Below are 19,310 nucleotides of genomic sequence, written 5' to 3' on the forward strand. Positions count from 1 at the left end.
AGGCTCCAGATTGGACGAGATCAATGCCCGACAGGGCGATGGCAACCGGCGATCATCTGCTTGAGCCCTTCCAGGTCGAGGACTTTTACGTCACGCCCGGAGATCTCCACCAGATCCTTGTCGCGCAAGTGCGCGATGCCCCGGCAAATGGTTTCCAGGCGCAAACCCAGGTACGAGCCGATTTCCTCGCGGCGCATTTTCAGTACGAAGTTTTTCGCCGAGTAACCGCGCTGGTTCAGGCGTTGCGAGAGGTTCAGAAGGAAGGCTGCCAGGCGTTCGTCGGAGTTCATCGTACCGAGCAACATGAGCATGTCGTGGTCGCGCACGATTTCCCGGCTCAGCAGCTTGGTCAGGTTGTGTTGCAGCGAGGGCAGTTGCTGCGCGAGTTTTTCCAGATGGGAAAAATGGATCGGGCAGACTTCGCTGTCTTCCAGTGCAAAGGCGTTGCAGGTATGGGAGTCAGTGCTGATGGCGTCCAGGCCGAGCATTTCTCCCGGCATTTGAAAACCGGTGACCTGCTCACGCCCGTCGAGGGACAGCAAATTGGTCTTGAATGACCCCAGGCGGACGGCATACAGGGATCGCAACGGATCACCTTCACGGTAAAGGGCCGCGCCTTTCCTGACTTTGAAGCGCTGGGCGATGAGTGCATCCAGCCGCTCTACCTCCGGCCCGGACAGGCCGATCGGCAAACACAGCTCCAGCACACTGCAGTTGGAGCAGGCCGACTTGAGGCGACGAAATTGCAACGCTTTGGTGTCGGACATGAATGTGATCCCCATCACACGGGCGTTTAATTATAGTTGCCCGTCTGTCAGGGGCACTCAAACCGGCGTCGGCAAAGAAAAAAAACGACCAATGGAATATGTCACTCATCATCTACTTTCGCTTCAGGGCGAGTCGTCAATTGAACCTGTGCGCTGAGGGTGACGCTTGATTTAAATCAAGTTACGGCGGGGGCCGCCCTCCAGAATCGATCATTTGATCGGGACCTTCGACCTTGACGCGAATAGCCTTGGCCAGGTCTTTTTTCTACGCCTGGCCGACAAAATTTCGTTGAGGAATATCAACAATGGCGCTTCGGGCCGCAGCGGCCGCAATCGAGCGATTTGTTTGACAAAGATCAGAGCCGGCGGAGCCCAACGCCAGATACTCAAGCCAACACGGCCTTCAGCATTGATCCATTGAGGAGAAAACCATGAACAGGCGCTTGGTCATCGTCGTGCTCGGTTTGCTGGTGGCGGCGACTGGCGGTTGCGGTCATCGCCAGACCGAAGAATTCGACGCTCGGCTGGAGTCCGCCGAGGACAACGCCGCAACCGCCAGGCTTCGGGCCGATGAGGCGTTGCTCAAGGCAGAGCAGGCGCAGCGAGCGGCTGAAGAGGCGTACGAGCGCGCAAGACGCATGGCCGAAAAAGCGGTGCGCAAGTAATCGAGATCGGTCACGAGTCGGAACAGGGACGTCAGGCTGGCAGGATCAGCCAAGCATTGCCGGGGAAAAGTGATGCTCAAACTCAAACGCATTTTGTTGATCGCTCGCCCCGAGATGAATCGTTCTCCGGCCTTCGAACGTGCCGAAGCGCTGGCCAGGGCAACCGGAGCGCTTTTGCATATCGTGGCATTCGATTATGTCCAGGCGCTGGCGGTAGCGGGTCTCTTGGACCCGAATGCCATGACTCAGGCGCGGGAGGGCTATCTGCAAGTGCACCGGCAGTGGCTGGAACAGCAAGCGCGGTTTCAGCGCAGCGCCGGACTGCCAGTCAGCACCGAAGTGGTGTGGGCCAGGACCACGCCCGCCCATGTACTCGAATACATCAATGACTTCCATGCCGATCTGGTGATCAAGGACATGCAGTATGTGCCGGCACTCGAGCGTGCCTTTCATCGGCCGCTGGACTGGGTATTGCTGCGCGACTGTCCGGCTCATCTGCACCTGGTGAGCGAAGGCGCCAATCCCGTGCCTGCGAAAATACTGGCAGCCATCGACCTTTCTCATCTGGAAGAACTGACCCAGGGCCTCAACGACCGGATTCTTGATCTCGCCAAAACCCTGGCAGACGCAACCGGCGCGACGTTGCAGCTGTTGAACGTCTGTAACTGGTCGGTGCTGGGGGACGCCGCGATGAGTGTGCCGACACCAAGTCTGGACCGCAGCTTGTGCGAGGCGATTACCGATACCCAACAAGAGGCATTCGATGCGCTCGCCGAACGCTACGGCATCGACAAGCCTCGGCGGCATCAACTGACCGGCATTCCCCACAAGGTGATCGAACTGTTCGCCCGCCAGAATGCTTTTGATATTCTGGTGCTGGGGGCGGCCTATCAACGCGATGTCGATGGTTTTGTCGGCAGTACGGTCGAAACGTTGACGAACCGGGCACCCTGCAGCCTGATGATCGTCAAGCCCACTTCCGGTTTCGACTGATGGCAGCGCCAGTACCCGGGTGCCTTCATTTGCGCAGGGGCACCGCATGTCGTTAAAACCACCCGTTTCAGAGATCGACCGACAGCCAGCACTGGAACGTGGCCGGCATTACAGCCGGTCGGCCCTGTGGCTGACCTGGCTGCTGGGCGCCGCGATGTTTGCGACGGTGGTAGGGGTTGCTCTGCATTTTACCGATGTCGAATCCTTCAGCCGCTTGCTGACGCAGGCGCAGCCGCAATGGCTCATCGTTGCTTTCGTTCTGCAGGCCCTGACATACGTCGCCCAGGGCCAGGTCTTTCGCGTAGTGCTCAAGGCCGGGGGCCAGGACCTGTCCCTGTGGGTCGCGGGCAAGCTCAGCGTGATGAAGCTGTTTGTCGACCAGGCGCTGCCATCCTCCGGGATCAGCGGGGCGTTCGCTGTCGTGGCCTCGTTTGTTCGTCTGGGCTTTGTCAGGCCGGTGGTGCTGGCGTGTCTGGTACTGGACCTGTCGGGGTATTTTCTGGCCTATGCCTTGTCGGTGGGCCTGGCGTTGCCGGTCATCATTGTTCAGGGGCACGGTACCACCGCCGTGCTGACCACCTGCGTGATCTTCGTCGCATTCAGCCTGCTGCTGGCGCTTGTCACTCCGGGGCTGGCGGGCAATGCACGACTGATGACCCATGTGCCGGGCCAACGGTTGGCGATCGTTGCCAGAAGCCTTGCCTTGCTGACCGGCGCGGACCGGCGTCTGGTGCGCAGCCGCCTTCTGCTGTTGCGCATCACCTTGCTGGAACTGGCAATCATCCTTCTGGACAGTGCAACCCTGTGGGTGCTGGTGCGCTCGCTAGGTGTTTCGGCGCCGCCCTTGGGCCTGTTTGCCGGGTTCATGCTCGCCAGCGTCTTGCGCAGTATTGGCATTGTGCCGGGTGGTCTTGGGGCGTTCGAGGCGGCTGCCGTCGTCACCATGCACTGGGCCGGTATCGACGTGGCGGTGGCGCTTTCCGCAACCTTGCTGTTTCGCGGCCTGACGTTCTGGTTGCCGATGCTTCCCGGCCTTTGGCTGGCGCACCGGGAATGGCATTCCTCCGCTCACGGGCACGGCCTTGCGGCAAACCCGGATTACTGGAGTCCGGCGGTCAGTCAATTGTTCATTAGCTTGCACAGTGGGCCAGCGGGATTGAGTCACGCTCAAGCCAGGGCACGACGGCGTCGAGCCCCCACCCCAATCAAGGATCGACCCAAGGGACTGGGCAGGCTGGTGCTGGAGCAGATGCGTACGCCGTTGGTATTGATTCTGATCGCCGGCGCCGGTATTGCCGTGTGGGTGGGGGACTGGCTGGATGCGGCAATCGTCGGTTGCATTGTGCTGATCAGCGCGGTGCTCAGTGCCTGGTACGAGAATCGTGCCAGCCGTGCGGTTGAGCAGTTGCGCAGCAAGATTGCCTTGCGAGCGACCGTGCGGCGAGAGGGCCACTTGCTGGATGTTGCCGCCAGCGATGTGGTGCCCGGGGACATTCTGGTGCTCACCGCCGGCAGCCTGATCGCTGCCGACGGTCGTATCCTGCAGGCACTCGATTGTTTCATCGGCGAGGGCCTGCTGACCGGCGAAACCTACCCGGTGGAGAAAACACCGGGGGATTGCGCCCCGGAAGCCACCCTCGCGCAGCGTCACAATTGTGTGTTCATGGGCACGTCGGTGCGCAGCGGTTCGGCCGAAGTTCTGGTGACCCGCTACGGCCAGGACAGTGAAATCGGTCATATCGCCAGAACTCTTGCGCTACGCCCTCCGGAAACGGAGTTCGAGCGAGGCCTGCGGCACTTTGGCGGCCTGCTGCTGCGCGTAATGCTGGTGATCACCATCGTCGTGTTCGGCATCAACATCCTGCTGCATCGTCCCCCCCTCGACACGCTCATGTTTGCGATTGCCCTGTCCATCGGACTGTCGCCGGAACTGTTGCCGGCGATCCTCAGTATCACCCTGGCCAAAGGTGCGCAGCGCATGGCCGGCAAGGGGGTGATCGTGCGTCACCTCAATGCCATTGAAAATCTCGGGACCATCGACATTCTGTGTACCGACAAGACTGGAACCCTGACCCGCGGGGTTGTGGTTCTGGACGCAGCGATGGATGTCGAAGGCATCGCAGCACCGAGCGTTCTGCAACTGGCAGTGCTCAACGCGAGCCTGCAGACCGGCATGCGCAACGCCATGGACGATGCCATCACCCTCGCGGGCAAAGACCTGGGGACGGACGACGGGGTGCGGAAAATCGATGAAATCCCTTATGACTTCGTGCGCAAGCGCCTGAGTGTGGTGGTCAGCCAGAAGCCGCCGGCTCCCCGCTTGATGATTACCAAGGGAGCGTTGGACAACGTGTTGCAGGTCTGTACGCAGGTGCGGCATGGGGGCCAGAGCGTGGCACTGGACACCGCTGAACGGGCATTGATCGCGCAACGCTTCGGCGAGTGGAGCGAGCAGGGCTACCGCGTCCTGGGACTTGCCACGCGTGAGCTGCCGGAGCAGATGCATTATGGCCGCGAGGATGAGCGAGACATGAGCTTTCGCGGTTTCCTGTTGTTTTTTGATCCGCCGGAACCGGGAGTCACGCAAACCATCGCCACCCTCGACAGGCTCGGAGTGCAGGTGAAAATCATCAGCGGCGACAATCACCTGGTGGTGCGGCATGTCGGCACGGCAGTCGGCCTGCCTGTGGAGCGCATCATTACCGGCGCCGAGCTGGCAGTAATGAAGGACGAGGCGCTGATGCACCTGGCGGCGCGCACGACCCTGTTCGCCGAAGTCGACCCCAATCAGAAGGAGCGCATCATCCGCGCCCTGCAGAAGACCGGTCATGTGGTGGGGTACATGGGGGACGGAATCAACGATGCCCCGGCGCTGCAAGTGGCGGACATCGGGATCTCCGTGGACAACGCTGCCGACGTGGCCAAGCAGGCCGCCGACTTTGTGCTGCTGGAGCACGACCTGGACGTGCTGCGCGAGGGTATCGAAGAGGGGCGGCACACGTTTGCCAACACCTTGAAGTACATTTCCATCGTTTCCAGCGCCAACTTCGGCAACATGATCAGCATGGCCCTCGCGTCGCTGGCGCTGCCCTTTCTGCCGCTGCTCGCCAAGCAGATCCTGCTTAACAACTTCCTGTCGGACATTCCCTCCATGGGTATCGCCAGCGATAACGTTGACCGGGAATGGCAAAGTACCCCGCATCGCTGGGACATCATTCAGATCCGCAATTTCATGGTGGTCTTCGGGCTGGTGAGCTCGTTGTTCGACATCGTGACGTTCGTGGCTTTGTACCTGCTGTCGCAGATGGTGCCCGAGGTTTTTCGCAGCGGCTGGTTCGTGGAGTCGCTGCTGACCCAGCTGCTGACGATTTTCATTGTGCGTACCTACAAACCGTTCTATCGCAGTCGCCCGGCAACGCTACTGATGGTCAGTGCCCTGGCGGTCGGGCTGCTGGCGATCGGGCTGCCGTACAGCTCAATCGCCGCTTCGCTGGGATTGGCGCCTTTGCCGTTACCGATCCTGGCATCGGTGCTGGCGATCAGTCTGCTGTACACGGTGTGTGCCGAAGGCGCGAAGCGTGCGCTTGACCACAAGTCGCCTGCTCGTACAGGCACTTGACATAAATCAACGTCAAGGCCGCCTTCACGGTGGATTCTGAAATCCATACAGGTGCCTGGTCACCGGACAGCAAGCGGTTCGTTCAGGGTGGCGGGCAGCGACAAGCAAGTTTCGTGGAGTCCGATCATGAGCCAGTATCAACGATTATTGCTGATCATCAACCCGGCCCTGCGCCAGTCCAAAGCCCTGGACCATGCCGCCGCGCTGGCCAAGGCCAGTGGTGCCAGCCTGCACGTCGCCGCCTTGATCCCAACCTGGAAGCTCTTGTCGCTACTCGAAGAAGGCGATCGGGAAAAAGCACGCGAAGAGTACCTGCAAGACCAGCGCAACTGGCTCGAATACCACACCGGTCACCTGCGCAGCAGGGGGCTTGAGGTGACGGCGGAGGCGAAATGGGCCGATGACCTGCAGCAAGACATTCTCGATTATGTCGCGGAAATGCAGCCCGACCTGTTGATCAAGCAGGTGCAACGCGAGCCCGCGCTCAAGCGCGGTTTCTTTACCCCACTGGACTGGCGTCTGTTGCGTCATTGTCCGGTACCGGTGTACCTGCCTGGCGAAGGTGATCATCCTTTGCCGCGCAAGGTAGTGGCAGCGGTCGATGTGGCCGACACCCTGGAACAGGAGGACGGGCTCAATGAGCGGATCATCCAGCAGGCGTCCAGCCTGGCTATCCAGTGTCAGGCCGAGTTGCACCTGGTGTATGCCTGCGACGCATCTGCGCTGTTCCTGGGTGATATGGGCGGCGGGGGCCTGACCCTCCCGGATCTCTTCAGTCAGTTGCGCCAAGGCCATGAAAAATCCTTCCTCGACCTGGCTGGTCGGTATGGCGTGCCGGCTGACCGGCGGCATTTCATCGAGGGGCATCCCGTAGCCGTGCTGCAAGCGTTCGCCGATGAGCGAGAGATGGACGTGATTGTGATGGGCAGAGTCGAGCGTCACGGCATGGACAAACTGTTGGGCAGCACCACCGAACATGTCCTGTACCAGGTGACGTGCAGCATCCTGGCCGTTTAGCGCGGTCATGAATCGCCATTGTTCAACTTCCTTCTTCAACTTCCCAGGAGGTTAACGTGATCCACAGTCCCTCACTGCAAACGACCTTGCCTAACCGCGCCGAAGCCGGTCGGCGCTTGGTCGAACCCTTGCTCAAATACGCTGACAGGCCTGAGGTAATCATCCTGGCCTTGCCCCGTGGCGGTGTCCCGGTGGCCTATGAAGTCGCCACCGCCCTGCGTGTGCGGCTGGACCTGATGCTGGTACGCAAGCTCGGCGTCCCTTCGCACCCCGAATACGCCATGGGCGCCATAGCCAGTGGCGGTGTACAAATCCTCAACGAGGATGCGCTGCGGGCGCACCCGATCGATCGAGCCGGTTTCGAGGCGGTGGTCGCCCGGGAAGCGCAGGAGCTGTCGCGACGTGAAAAAGCGTATCGGGGAACCCGCCCGCCACCGAAAGTAAGGGGCCAGGTGGTCATCCTGATCGACGACGGTCTTGCCACAGGTTCTTCGATGATGGCTGCGATCCAGGCGGTAAAGATGCAGGCGCCGGAGCGCGTCATCGTTGCGGTACCGGTTGCTCCTCGGGAAACAGTCGAGGATTTATCGATGCAAGTGGACGAAGTGATCTGTCCGCTCATTCCTGACTGGATGATGTCGATCGGCTACTGGTATCTGGATTTTCCCCAGACCTCGGACGAAGAAGTCATCGATCTCTTGCAACGCGCTTGGGAGCGAAAATTGCCGAGCGTCTCCTGCACGGAACATCGCGATGCCTGAAGCTGAATTTAGATGCCTGGATCTGCCTGGCGTTGAATTGTCCGCCGATTTGCGTTTGCCGGAGAACGCGCGCGCCCTGGTCATCTTCGTACACGGCAGCGGGAGTGGTCGATTGAGCCCGCGCAATCAATACGTGGCCGATGTATTAGCCCTTCGGGGCTTGGCCTCGCTGCTGTTCGACTTGCTGACGGAACCGGAGCAGCGCCTGGATAATCTTAGCGGGGTCCTGCGCTTCGATATTTCCCTGCTGGCTAGACGGTTGATCGATGTGATCGATTGGGTCGGGCGGGACCGTGAGTTGTGTTCTTTGCTCATGGGTCTGTTCGGCGCCAGTACCGGTGCGGCGGCAGCAATGGTGGCTGCCGCCGAGCGGGCGTCGGTGGTAGGGGCAGTGGTCAGCCGGGGTGGGCGAACCGATCTGGCCGGGCCGGCCCTGGCCCGAGTGAAGGCGCCAACGTTGCAGATTGTTGGCGCACAAGACCCAATGACACTGGCCTTGAATCGCCGGAGCTCACAAATCCTGCGGTGTGAGCAACGGCTGGAAGTCGTGGAGGGTGCCACGCATCTTTTTGAAGAGCCTGGCACGCTGGAAGAAGTCGCCAGGCTCGCCGGCGACTGGTTTGAGCAGCACCTGCGGACGACGTAGTGGGTCGTTCTTACTGTCGCAGCAGATTGCCAACACTCAATTGCTCGCGATAGTCGTCAACCATAACGCTGGACATCGTTTCAGGTTCATCACACGCCAAACGGATAGGTTTCATCTTCTGCTTCCAGTCGCTGGTTTTTCGGCAGCGGCAGCGCGGTGACCGGCCTGGTTTGCTCGAACCAGATCATGGCATCGAATTGCTCCGCCAGCATCGACTCGAAGTAGTGACTGAAGCGTTCAGTCTGGGGACGGTAAATCACCCCGATGGCGCGTCCCAGCAAGACCGCGGACAGAGCACTGCGAAGCTCCTTTTGCTGCGGAGCACGCCAGTCCGTCAATGATGCTGCAACCCCGGCCTTGAGAAATTGATGTTCCCAGCTGTCTGGTCGAGAAGGGCGAATGTCCTTGATCAACATCTCGCCGTCCCAGTCATCGGCCGCTGCGACCTGACCACGGTCGGTGGCCATACCAATCAGGACCACATCACGTCCAAAGGCATTGCGGCACAGTTGGCCGATATTGAACTGCCCCTTCCAGCCCATTTCCGTGGCGGCGGCATTGCCGATATGGGAGTTGTGGGCCCAGACCACAGCCTTGGCCTGCGGCCCCCGATGTTCCAGTACCGCGCGCAACGTATCGAACATGTGTCGGTCTCGCAGGTTCCAGGAGGCTGCCGAACCCCGATAGATCGCGCGGTAATATTGCTCGGCCGCTATCACTACGCGGGCATTCTGCGTCGCATTGAAGAATGCTTCGTTGTTTTGGATAAGCCCCGTCAGTTGGTCAGCCAGCATGGCACTGAGCTGCTCGATCACCGGTTGCTCACAGGGCATCACGCCGCCACGCTCGACGAAATGACCGTACAAAGAAGGATCATCCTGCCATGGGGTCAGACACCCATAGCGCCGACGCGCTTCTTGGGCCAATTTCGGGTCAATCCGATCCAGATAACTCAGTACCTCATGGATGGAGTTGCGCAAGCTGTAGACATCCAGGCCGCGAAACTCGACGCGATGTTGAGGGCTCTGCCGATGGTTGAATTGATGCAGCCAGTGGGCGAAGGCTTTTACTTCGCCGTTTCGCCACATCCAGGTGGGGAAACGGCTGAAAATGTGGCGCGTCCACGCCGTGTGCGCCAGACCTCGGACATACTGATCTACGTGGCCGGCGTCCGGCCAGTCGGCTTCCACTGCGACGATATTAAAACCGTGTCGCTCGATCAGGCTTTGGGTGATGACTGCCCGGGCTCGATAGAAATCGGCGGTCCCATGGCTTGCTTCGCCAATCATCACCACCCTCGCGTCAGCGTAGCGATCAAACAGGTCCCCGAAAGCGGGGGAGTCCAGGTCTGGTAGCGGCTCGGCGTATTGACGCAACACTGGCGGTATGTGCGATGTGTCATGGAAGTGTCGCTGGCCGATTAATTTGTCCAGCAATGTGTGCGTATGAGAGTTCATGAGTGTCGTCCTCCGAATGGCGAGCAACTTGTGGCGGCAAGGCGCTCGGGTCATACCAGAAGTTGATGCGTCGGCTTGAAACTTTGCATAGGCGTTACAGGTACAGGCGATGAATGACCTTATGGGGGTCGAAAGGATCGTCGTGGGTTTCAAAACCCAGACATCTGGCCAACTCACGAAAGGGCGCGTTGCTGGAGGTGCTGACCGAGTACAAGTGGTGGACGCCATTGGCGCGGGCAGCGTCGATCAAGTACTCCAGCAATAACGTTCCCAGACCGAGGCGTTTCCAGCCAGATGCGATGGTCACGGCGCATTCGCACTGGTATTTGCCCGTCGCGGCATAGCGACTGGCGCCGATTTCGATCAAGCGGCCATTCTCGTGGGCCAGCGCGATACAGGCTTGGGTCTGGTGGGGAGCGTGCTGCTGCCTGAGTAACAGCGCATGCCGGGACTCAGGCGCCGAATGCCGGACCAGAGCGTATTCACGAACTTGATCTGCTTGCGTGACATATCTGATCAACACCGGGCGGCCGTTGCTGAGAATATCAATCCAGGAATTTTCAGGGGCGTTCACCGTTCAGCCCTCCATCGGGCGGTCACTTGACGCGAAGAAATCCCAAACGCTCAAGTTCTTTCTTGCGCTGTTGGCCGTCACCGGACTTGATCTGCATATGGACTTAAAAAAACAGGTCCACGTAGATGCCAATTTCCTCATTCATGTTGCCCGGCAGCATCAGCATGTCGTGATCACACACGATTCCCCGATGGAGGCGGCGTAGCATGGACAGCCCCGGATATTCAGGGAATTTCCGGGGCCGTGATTCAGGCTATCAATAGCTGGTCTTCCACTTTGCTGACGCCCGGCACCGACCACGCTGCTCGTTCGGCGATTTCACGCTCACGCCAGAAATGCACTTTGCCTTCGAGTTTTACAACACTGCCATCGACCTTGATCCGTATGCCCTTGGCATCAACTTCGGCATTGCGCTTGAGGGCTTCTTCGATACTTTGTTGGATATCGACGACCTTCACTCTCGGGCGCAGGGTGATTCTGTTATCCACCCCGACAACGCCTGACAATTTGCGCACCGCACTTTCAGCGACTTCTTTCTGATACTGCCAGTCCACCTGGCCTTCCAGGGTTACCCAGCCTTTTTGCACGACGACCTTGATGTCGCCGGCGGGTGTGTCGGAACGCCACGAGATGATATTGACGGCACGGTTTGCGATGGTGTCATCGTCCGTACCTGCACCCTTATCCAGGCGAACCTGTATTTCTTCAGCCACGGCACGTACTCCTTTGATCGCCTTGACCGCGCGCTCGGCGCTGATTTTTTGAGCGTAGCTTTTCACGTGGCCGGACAGTGTGACGATGCCATTTTCCACGCTGACGCCAATGTGGGCGGCATCGATGTCGGGTTGAAAGTCAAGCTCATCCAAAATGGTATTGCGCAGGGTGATGTCGCTCATGATCTTGTCCTCTTCCAGGTGACTGAAATGCATGGGCCGGCAAAGCCCATGTCTTTTTTCTACGCTGGAGCGATAGAAAGACTTTGAGCTAAATCAAAAAGACCACAACTCCCGGGTGCAGAGCTCCGGTAACAGGCGGGGCTACATTCGGTTCAGAGGCGTGAAGAGCAATGTTCAGTAAATGGCTGGACCCCATGCTTTTGCTGCTTACAACGCTGGCGTTGCTGGCTGGTGTCGTTGCACATCGTGCGCAAGAGAATGATTGGGCATCGTATTGCTGGGCCGCAGGCAGCCTGACGATGGCATTGGTTCTGCTCGTCGAGATTGCCGGGCGATTGGCCCGACGTGAGGCAGGAGTGGATTTGATCGCACTGTTGTCGATCAGCGCCGCCCTGTTTTTCGAGCAGGCTTTGGTCGCAGCAGTGATCGCTCTGATGCTGGCGACCGGTCGCACGCTGGAATTCTTTACCCGTCAACGAGCCGAGCGTGAACTGCGTGCGCTTATCGATCGGGCACCGCGTTTTGCCTGGTTGCAGGAGAAGGGGGGCTTACGCCAGATTCCCGTTGAACAGATTCATCCAGATCAGACATTGCTGGTACGGCTAGGAGAGGTTGTACCGGTCGATGGTCGCTTGCTCAGCCCGACAGCGATTCTGGACGAGTCGGCACTCAGCGGTGAATCCTTGCCCGTGACCCGAAGAGAAGGTGAGCAGTTGCCCAGCGGAGTCTCCAACGTTGGCGCCCCCATTCTGCTGGTCGCTACGCGAACGGTTGCGCAAAGCACCTACGCTGCCATCGTGCGGCTGGCCGAAGCGGCGCGCCGTTCACGCGCGCCTTTTGTGCGCCTGGCTGACCGCTATGCACTGTTTTTTATCCCGTTGACTTTGTTGGTGGCGGCGCTGGCGTGGCATCTGAGCGGCGACCCCTTGCGAGCGTTGGCGGTGCTGGTGGTGGCCACGCCTTGTCCTCTGATTCTGGCAGTGCCCATTTCGATCATGTCGGGTATATCCCGAGCCGCGCGGCGCGGAATATTGATCAAGGATGGCGCCACCCTGGAAGCGCTGGCCGGGATCAAACAAGTGTTTTTCGACAAAACCGGCACGCTGACCAGTGGACACGCGCGCCTGCAGTCGATCGAAGTCAATGGACTGGCCGATCCGCAGCAATTGCTTGGCCTGGCGGCCTCGCTCGCACAGGCTTCGACGCATCCCATCTCTCAGGCCATTGTCGAGGCAGCGCAACAGCGCAGGGTGTCCCTCAGCCTGCCAACCGAGGTGCAGGAGAGTCCGGGCGAGGGGCTTTGCGGGCTCATCGACGGTAAGCAGGTGCGATTGGGCACACTGTCTTTTGCTCATCAGGATGCTTACGAAACCGATTGGGCTGTCGCCATGCTTCGCCACATGGATTATCTGGCCTGTAGCGGAAGCTTTATCGAAGTGGATGGAAAACTGGCGGGCCTTTTGGTCCTCGCTGACACTGTTCGGCGCGAAACTCCACAAACGCTGCGCCGGTTACGCTGCAAAGGGATCGAGAGAATCGTCATGCTCACCGGCGATCGCCCGGAAACTGCCGAGATGATCGCAATGTCTGCCGGAATCGACGAGCTGCGCGCGGGTTTGACACCCGAGGATAAGGTGCGGGCTGTGCAGGAGGGCTGTTTGCGCAGCCCCACGCTGATGGTCGGTGACGGCATCAATGATGCGCCCGCATTGGCGGCGGCTAACGTTGGTGTGGCAATGGGGGCCAGCGGTGCAACCGCTTCGGCACAAGCCGCGGGCGTCGTTCTGCTGGTCGATCGCCTGGATCGTCTGGTCGAGGCCCTGGACATCGCTCAGCGAACCCGCCATATCGCTGTCGTCGGTGTGCTGGCCGGCATGGGCCTGTCGTTGCTGGCCATGGTCGCGGCGGCGCTCGGCTTTCTTGCGCCACTCATCGGCGCTGTGGTGCAGGAGGGCATTGATGTGCTGATTATCCTCAATGCGTTGCGGGCATTGGGGCCACTGTGGGGGCGTCGAAAGGGCATGCTGACTGCAGAGCATATTGATCGGCTGCAGGATGAACACCGGCAACTGTCCAGCGTGCTGAGTGACCTGCACCACCTGGCCGCTGACTTCGCCCGGCGCCCGGTTGTACAGGCACGAACCGAACTGCAGGAGCTGGTCGACAGGTTACAAACCTCATTGGCGCACCACGAGCATGATGATGAACAGCTGCTTTACCCGCTTTTAACGCAACGGTTGCCAGGCGAGGACCCGATGTCAGCCATGAGTCACGCCCACCGAGAGATCTTCCGCCTGATCCATTTGCTGGCGCGCATGAGTCGTGATTTCAATGCCGAACCGGCCGGGGCCGATGCCGACGAAATTCAGCATCAATTGATCAGGCTCGATACCCTGGCGCGCCTGCACTTTGACCAAGAGGAGGAGCTGTTCCGTTTCCTTGACTCACGCTGAACGAACGTTGTGCATACCGGCTGAGCGTCTGACTCCGGCCGATTCAGAGGTGATAGCGCGATTGGACGATGCGCCTGATCTGATCCATCGCCTTTTTGGGGACCATGCTTTTGTCCATTTCGATAAGGCGGGTCTTATTGGCAAGCACATCGTCCCGGATCACTTTGCGAAACCAATTGGAGAAATCCCCGGCATCGAGATGCTCGCGAAGGGCGGGTTCTTCAATTTGCGTTAAACAGGATAAAAACTCAGTCAGGTTGGCGGCACTCCGGCCAAGCGCAGGAAAGTAGAATGATCGCCATGCACCGACGTCTCCCGCAACGTACTTGCCGCTGTGGCGATGGTGCTTTTGATGCGGCTGCATCTGTTCGATCAGGTATACCTCGTCGTCTCCGTGCAAACTCCAGAGACAGGCATGCTCCAGACCTGGCGTCCGCTCGGGAAACCGAGGGGAAGGTCGCTGCATGCGTTTGGCGAATTGCTCGACCAGTTCCCGAGCAATGCTGCCAAGCGTTACCAGCACGTCGACCCCATCAAGTAGCTCCGGGCAGACCTGGTCGAAGTCGAGGGCTACGATGATTGCGCCGATGTCCTTGAGAAAGCCGGGCGGCCAACTTGAACAGTGGGGAAGCATGTAATGCGCTTCGTCGACGATCAACCAGTAGGGGCGACCTGAAGTGCTGCGCAAATGCTGAAGAAAAGGCAGCAGGTCGCCAAACAACTGCACGCGCGCCGAGAGATCCAGGGCAAGGGCATTGACCACCACATTGAGCTGCGCCTGCAAAAGATAGTGCACGGCATCTTCTGTCGTCGGGGGCGCAGTGAGGCCGCCGATGGTCACCGCGTCTTCCAGCGTGAGGTAGTCGCCCTCTGGATCGATGATGCAGAATCCCTGATGAGCCTGGACCATTCTTTCCGTCAGCCAGGTGATGTAACTGGATTTTCCGGCCCCGGAATTGCCAATTACCAACATCACCGATTCTGGAGGCAGCCATAACGGGTGCCCATCGGTGGACTGCCCCAACTGAACCCCGATGCGTTCGACGCCAACCAGCGCGGCATCTTTTTCCAGCAGCATTTCGACCAGCTCGCACACGCCTTGACCATGGTCACGCGTCAGGCACAGGTCAGCGCTGGATTTTATGGAGGCTATGGCATTGCTGACCGCTGCGGCACAGCCGCAGATCGACAGAAAGGAATGGTCGTTTTCCGCATCGCCCACTCCGACCACGTTCAATTCGCATATGCCTAAATCTCGTAACGCTGCAACAAGACCGGACGCTTTGTTCACGCCAGGCGGCAGGATCATGATGGCGTCCTTGTTGAAGGTTATCTGCAGTTCAAGCCCCAACTCGTGAATGCTACTGATCACCTCATTTTCGAATGGCTGCCAAGTAGCGATGACCGACTGTCCGATCGACAACGGTGACACCCCTTTGGCGCGCAGGTGACCCACCAGCTCGGTTGAAGCGGGATCTGCAATAAGCTCCTCGGTATCGGTACTCGGGTCGTACAAGAGCGCGCCATTTTCGGCAACCACCCTGTCAAAAAGATCCAGATGCGGAAAATGATGTTTAAGCGCTTGCAATTCCCGGCCTGAAATCAGCAATAACTTGCGACCGCTTTTTTTCACTTCGCTGAGCGATGCGCAGACTTGAGCAGGAACGCTACCGTTTTCGGCAATGGTCCCGTCGTAGTCTACTGCCAAGGCAAGGAAGTGCATGCTCGATCCCCATCAGACTCAATTGAGTGCAAAGGAAGACAACTGGAACGGACTATCGACCGACTCCTCGACTGTATTGAGAGGCAACTTATTGGGGCCAACATTGATTTTTATCAATTTTAAGTCGAGCGTTTGCTGATTGACGTCTGGCCCCATTCGCGTGCAACCACAGTTGTTCAACAGCGTTACTTTCATTGATCAAAAGCACATGTTTCTTTTGTTATTAATAACCCGAAGTGCTTAAACCTGCAGATTACGGAACATGAGTAAGCTGCATGCAGCCAGGTTGATCTAAATCAATGGGCAGCCGGTGAACGGTTCCATGCTCTGGTCACATGCGGAGATTGGCGCCGGGTCATGAACACCAACAAACCAATAGGGAGTCAAGCGGTGCAAGGCTGGCGGCGGAGCAGGGGAGCAACAGCTGGAAATCTGCGCCGACCGGGCAAAAGGCATTGGATACGTGACGCAACCCACCTGTTGATAATCTTGCTGCTGTTGCCGGTTGGATACTTCACTGCGTATCACTTTGCTGCCCATACGTTGAGGGAGCTGGTGAACGTTTGTACCGCGCGTTTTGAAGTAGAGTTCGAACAGGCCGAAGTAGAGCCTCCGCTCGAAGTTCTATCGCGATCCTTGTGCGAATGTCAGGCAAAAGCGCTGCTCAAAAAAAACGGAGTTGTGCGACTTGCCTTGGTCGACAGCCACTTACTGGCTCCGCAGTCACTTGAGCCCGTAACAGAGCAAGATGCAGAAGCCTGCATCAATGCTCTGTGGAAGCATGATGCTGAATGGACCGGGCGCTTGCCCGTTGTGGGGGTGTTCGCCGAGGGTGACGCTTGATTTATATCAAGTCCCGAGAGCTTCAGCCTTTCAGAATCTGGGAACTGGCGTTGAATGGTCTGGCGGGCAATTTCATGAGCGATTTTCTCAGTGCCGAGCAATTGGAAGGTCTGGATGCTTACTGGCGAGCGGCCAATTATCTGGCCGTCGGGCAGATTTACCTCAAAGACAACCCTTTGCTCAGGGTGCCTCTACGTCGTAGTGATATCAAATCGCGCCTGTTAGGGCACTGGGGCACGACGCCGGGGTTGAACCTGATTTACACCCATCTCAACCGGCTGATCACCACGTATGACCTGAACATGCTGTTTGTTGCCGGCCCCGGCCATGGCGGGCCGGCGGTCGTTGCGCAAACATATCTGGAAGGCACTTACACCGAAATTTGTCCAACGGTCGAGCGCAACGCTAATGGCCTGTTGAGTCTGTTTCGGCAGTTTTCCTGGCCGTATGGCCTCTCCAGTCATGTGTCGGCGCAGATTCCCGGCTCCATCCACGAAGGCGGCGAACTGGGTTACAGCCTGGCACACGCCTATGGCGCTGCGTTCGACAACCCGGATCTGATCGTCGCTTGCGTGATCGGCGACGGCGAGGCTGAAACCGGTACGCTGGCCGCCAGCTGGCATTCGAACAAGTTTCTCAATCCCGTGTGTGACGGGGCGGTGCTGCCGATCCTGCACCTCAATGGCTACAAGATCGCCAACCCCACGGTGTTGTCCCGAATCCCCGAGGATGAACTTTCGGCACTGATGCGTGGCTACGGCTACGATCCCTATTTCGTCGAAGGCACTGACTCGGTGCAGGTGCACCAGGCCATGGCGCAAACCCTGGATACGATGCTGTTGAAGATTCGTCGGATCCAGCGTGAGGCGCGTCGACGGCCGGCCCACGCCGTGTCGCAGCGGCCCGTCTGGCCAATGCTGGTATTGCGCACCCCCAAGGGTTGGACAGGGCCCCAGTTTGTCGATGGACACCGGGTTGAAGGCACCTGCCGAGCTCATCAGGTCCCTCTGGCCGACTTCAGTCAGCCGGTTCACCTGCGACAGTTGGAAGAGTGGTTAAGAAGCTATCGTCCCGAAGAACTGTTTGACGCCCAAGGGACTCTGGTGCCGGAAATTGCAGCGCTGGCACCCACTGGGCAGCGGCGCATGAGTGCCAATCCCCACGCCAATGGCGGCCTGTTGCTACGGGCACTGGATCTGCCGCGGTTCGCCGACTATGCCGTGCCGGTCGAAACGCCCGGCAGCGTGCGTGCCGAAGCGACGCGTGTGCTGGGGAAATACTTGCGTGACGTGATGAAAAACAGCCTGGCGACGCATAATTTTCGCCTGTTCGGACCCGACGAAACCGCCTCTAACCGACTTGATGCGGTGTATGAAGTGACCGGCAAAACCTGGCTCGACCCGCTGGATCCTGACGACCTCAACCTGAGCGCTGATGGCCGGGTGATGGAAATACTCAGCGAGCAGGTATGCGAGGGCTGGCTGGAAGGTTATCTGCTGACCGGCCGCCACGGCTTGCTATCTTGCTATGAGGCGTTCATCCATATCGTCGATTCGATGGTCAACCAGCACGCCAAGTGGCTCAAGACCGCTGCCGAAGTACCGTGGCGCAAGCCGGTGGCGTCGCTCAATTTTTTGCTCACCTCCCATGTGTGGCGCCAGGACCACAATGGCTTTTCGCATCAGGACCCGGGGTTCATCGATCTGCTGGCGAACAAAAAGTCCGACATCGCGCGAATCTACCTGCCGCCGGATGCCAATTGCCTGCTGTCGGTGGCCGACCATTGCCTGCGCAGCCGCCATTACATCAACGTCATCGTGGCCGGCAAACAACCGGAATGGCAGTGGCTGGACATCGACGCGGCGCAGCGCCATTGCCAGGCCGGCATCGGCCGCTGGGCCTGGGCCTGCCGCGATGACGAGACACCGGACGTGGTCATGGCCTGCGCCGGAGACGTACCGACCCTGGAAACCCTCGCAGCCGTGACATTGTTGCGCGACTACGTACCGGACCTGCGAGTGCGGGTGGTGAATGTCGTGGACCTGATGGTGCTTCAACCGTCGTATCAGCACCCCCACGGTTTGTCGGACAGTGCGTTCGACGCGCTGTTTACCGTCAACAAACCGGTGATTTTTGCCTTCCACGGGTACCCGGCGCTGATCCATCGGTTGCTTTATAAGCGCGCTAACCATGACAACTTCCATGTCCGCGGCTTTACGGAGGAGGGCGCGACCACCACCCCGTTCGACATGGCTGTAATCAATGGTCTGGATCGCTATCGATTAATGCTCGATGTGTTCGAGCGCGTACCTCGGCTGCAGGACTTGGTGCATGAGGCGCGGACGCGCTACTGGTCGCAAATGGAGCGGCACAAGCTCCATCTCATCGAGCATGGCGAGGATCTGCCCGAGGTGCGCAACTGGCAATGGACGTCTCCACCGGTCCCGTAAACGGCTACTTACCCTTCCAGTACTTCTGCATTTCGAGAAACAGAAACGAAGCGGTCCACGTAATGAGGACCAGACCGGTCAGCGCTTCAAGGCCGGTCAGGTACTTGAGGTGGCCGACCGGGGAAATATCACCGAAACCGATGGTCGTGTAGGTCGTGAAGGAGAAGTACACGCAGTCCATGAAGGTGCCGTCGAAGTTGCCTGTCAGATAGCCCCACTGGCCGGAATGCTCCATCAGGTAATAAGCCAGCGCAAATGCCCAGACTTCGATGGCATGGGCCAGCAGACTGCCGAACACGCCAACGACAATTCTGAAGCGGCGCCACATTTTCAGGCGCGGCAACCAATCATTCAGACGCAGCAGGCATTCGTAGTGAATCACCACGGTGACGATCACCACCAACGTGTTGATCAGCGTGACTGCCAGCATTCGCCAGCCTCCCTTG

General features: G+C 59.0%; 16 protein-coding genes. 10 read left to right on the plus strand and 6 right to left on the minus strand.

The annotated features are described in order from the left end of the window. Positions 1-20 precede the first annotated feature (20 nt). Entirely contained in the window at positions 21-767 is a 747-nt protein-coding gene (fnr, locus tag CAF79_RS01525) for a fumarate/nitrate reduction transcriptional regulator Fnr (RefSeq protein WP_085696119.1), read from the minus strand. Positions 768-1,198: 431 nt separating this feature from the next. On the opposite strand from fnr, the gene CAF79_RS01530 reads away from it, so the two are divergent. The 6 genes from CAF79_RS01530 (at position 1,199) to CAF79_RS01555 (ending at position 8,468) form a co-directional block, all read left to right on the plus strand. After that, positions 1,199-1,432, plus strand: coding sequence for an Lpp/OprI family alanine-zipper lipoprotein (locus CAF79_RS01530; protein WP_085696120.1), 234 nt, complete (start codon positions 1,199-1,201; stop codon positions 1,430-1,432). A 72-nt stretch (positions 1,433-1,504) separates the two neighbouring features. Next, the gene (locus CAF79_RS01535) at positions 1,505-2,425 is read left to right on the plus strand and encodes a universal stress protein (protein WP_085696121.1); all 921 of its coding nucleotides are present in this window, start codon (positions 1,505-1,507) and stop codon (positions 2,423-2,425) included. 46 nt (positions 2,426-2,471) lie between these two features. Next, entirely contained in the window at positions 2,472-6,044 is a 3,573-nt protein-coding gene (gene mgtA, locus CAF79_RS01540; protein ID WP_085696122.1) for a magnesium-translocating P-type ATPase, read from the plus strand. A 126-nt stretch (positions 6,045-6,170) separates the two neighbouring features. Next, entirely contained in the window at positions 6,171-7,061 is an 891-nt protein-coding gene (locus tag CAF79_RS01545; protein WP_085696123.1) for a universal stress protein, read from the plus strand. A 56-nt stretch (positions 7,062-7,117) separates the two neighbouring features. Then, complete coding sequence (locus tag CAF79_RS01550) at positions 7,118-7,822, plus strand: phosphoribosyltransferase (protein ID WP_085696124.1); 705 nt, start codon at positions 7,118-7,120, stop codon at positions 7,820-7,822. Next, complete coding sequence (locus tag CAF79_RS01555; RefSeq protein WP_085696125.1) at positions 7,815-8,468, plus strand: dienelactone hydrolase family protein; 654 nt, start codon at positions 7,815-7,817, stop codon at positions 8,466-8,468. The genes CAF79_RS01550 and CAF79_RS01555 overlap by 8 nt, the downstream gene beginning before the upstream one ends. 89 nt (positions 8,469-8,557) lie before the next feature. On the opposite strand, the gene CAF79_RS01560 is transcribed toward CAF79_RS01555, so the two are convergent. Together CAF79_RS01560 and CAF79_RS01565 are read right to left on the minus strand one after the other, a co-directional pair. Further along, positions 8,558-9,925, minus strand: coding sequence for an erythromycin esterase family protein (locus CAF79_RS01560; RefSeq protein WP_085696126.1), 1,368 nt, complete (start codon positions 9,923-9,925; stop codon positions 8,558-8,560). A 94-nt stretch (positions 9,926-10,019) separates the two neighbouring features. Beyond that, positions 10,020-10,499, minus strand: a complete 480-nt coding sequence (locus CAF79_RS01565; protein WP_085696127.1) for a GNAT family N-acetyltransferase — start codon at positions 10,497-10,499, stop codon at positions 10,020-10,022. On the opposite strand from CAF79_RS01565, the gene CAF79_RS29060 reads away from it, so the two are divergent. Continuing rightward, entirely contained in the window at positions 10,429-10,704 is a 276-nt protein-coding gene (locus CAF79_RS29060) for a hypothetical protein (RefSeq protein ID WP_170929672.1), read from the plus strand. The two genes, CAF79_RS01565 and CAF79_RS29060, sit on opposite strands and share 71 nt — an antisense overlap. A 43-nt stretch (positions 10,705-10,747) precedes the next feature. On the opposite strand, the gene CAF79_RS01570 is transcribed toward CAF79_RS29060, so the two are convergent. Next, positions 10,748-11,395, minus strand: a complete 648-nt coding sequence (locus CAF79_RS01570) for a BON domain-containing protein (protein WP_085696450.1) — start codon at positions 11,393-11,395, stop codon at positions 10,748-10,750. A gap of 170 nt (positions 11,396-11,565) precedes the next feature. Here CAF79_RS01570 and CAF79_RS01575 point away from each other — a divergent pair, with 170 nt between their 5' ends. Further along, on the plus strand, positions 11,566-13,848 hold the full coding sequence (locus tag CAF79_RS01575) for a heavy metal translocating P-type ATPase (protein WP_085696128.1): 2,283 nt from the start codon (positions 11,566-11,568) through the stop codon (positions 13,846-13,848). A gap of 43 nt (positions 13,849-13,891) precedes the next feature. On the opposite strand, the gene CAF79_RS01580 is transcribed toward CAF79_RS01575, so the two are convergent. Continuing rightward, positions 13,892-15,571 carry an HAD-IIB family hydrolase gene (locus CAF79_RS01580; RefSeq protein ID WP_085696129.1) on the minus strand — a complete coding sequence of 560 codons (1,680 nt, stop codon included), beginning with the start codon at positions 15,569-15,571 and terminating at the stop codon, positions 13,892-13,894. A 357-nt stretch (positions 15,572-15,928) separates the two neighbouring features. Between CAF79_RS01580 and CAF79_RS01585 the strand changes: the two genes are divergently transcribed. Both CAF79_RS01585 and CAF79_RS01590 read left to right on the plus strand, forming a co-directional pair. Further along, positions 15,929-16,414, plus strand: coding sequence for a hypothetical protein (locus CAF79_RS01585; RefSeq protein ID WP_085696130.1), 486 nt, complete (start codon positions 15,929-15,931; stop codon positions 16,412-16,414). A 74-nt stretch (positions 16,415-16,488) separates the two neighbouring features. Beyond that, on the plus strand, positions 16,489-18,864 hold the full coding sequence (locus tag CAF79_RS01590; RefSeq protein ID WP_085696451.1) for a phosphoketolase: 2,376 nt from the start codon (positions 16,489-16,491) through the stop codon (positions 18,862-18,864). Between the two features lie 4 nt (positions 18,865-18,868). Here the strand turns inward: CAF79_RS01590 and CAF79_RS01595 are convergent, their stop codons facing one another. Beyond that, positions 18,869-19,294: a potassium channel family protein gene (locus CAF79_RS01595; protein ID WP_085696131.1), complete on the minus strand. Its 426-nt coding sequence runs from the start codon at positions 19,292-19,294 to the stop codon at positions 18,869-18,871. Positions 19,295-19,310: the final 16 nt, after the last annotated feature.

The sequence above is a fragment of the Pseudomonas sp. B26(2017) genome, assembly GCF_002113045.1.
In the GTDB taxonomy this organism is placed as follows: Bacteria; Pseudomonadota; Gammaproteobacteria; order Pseudomonadales; family Pseudomonadaceae; genus Aquipseudomonas.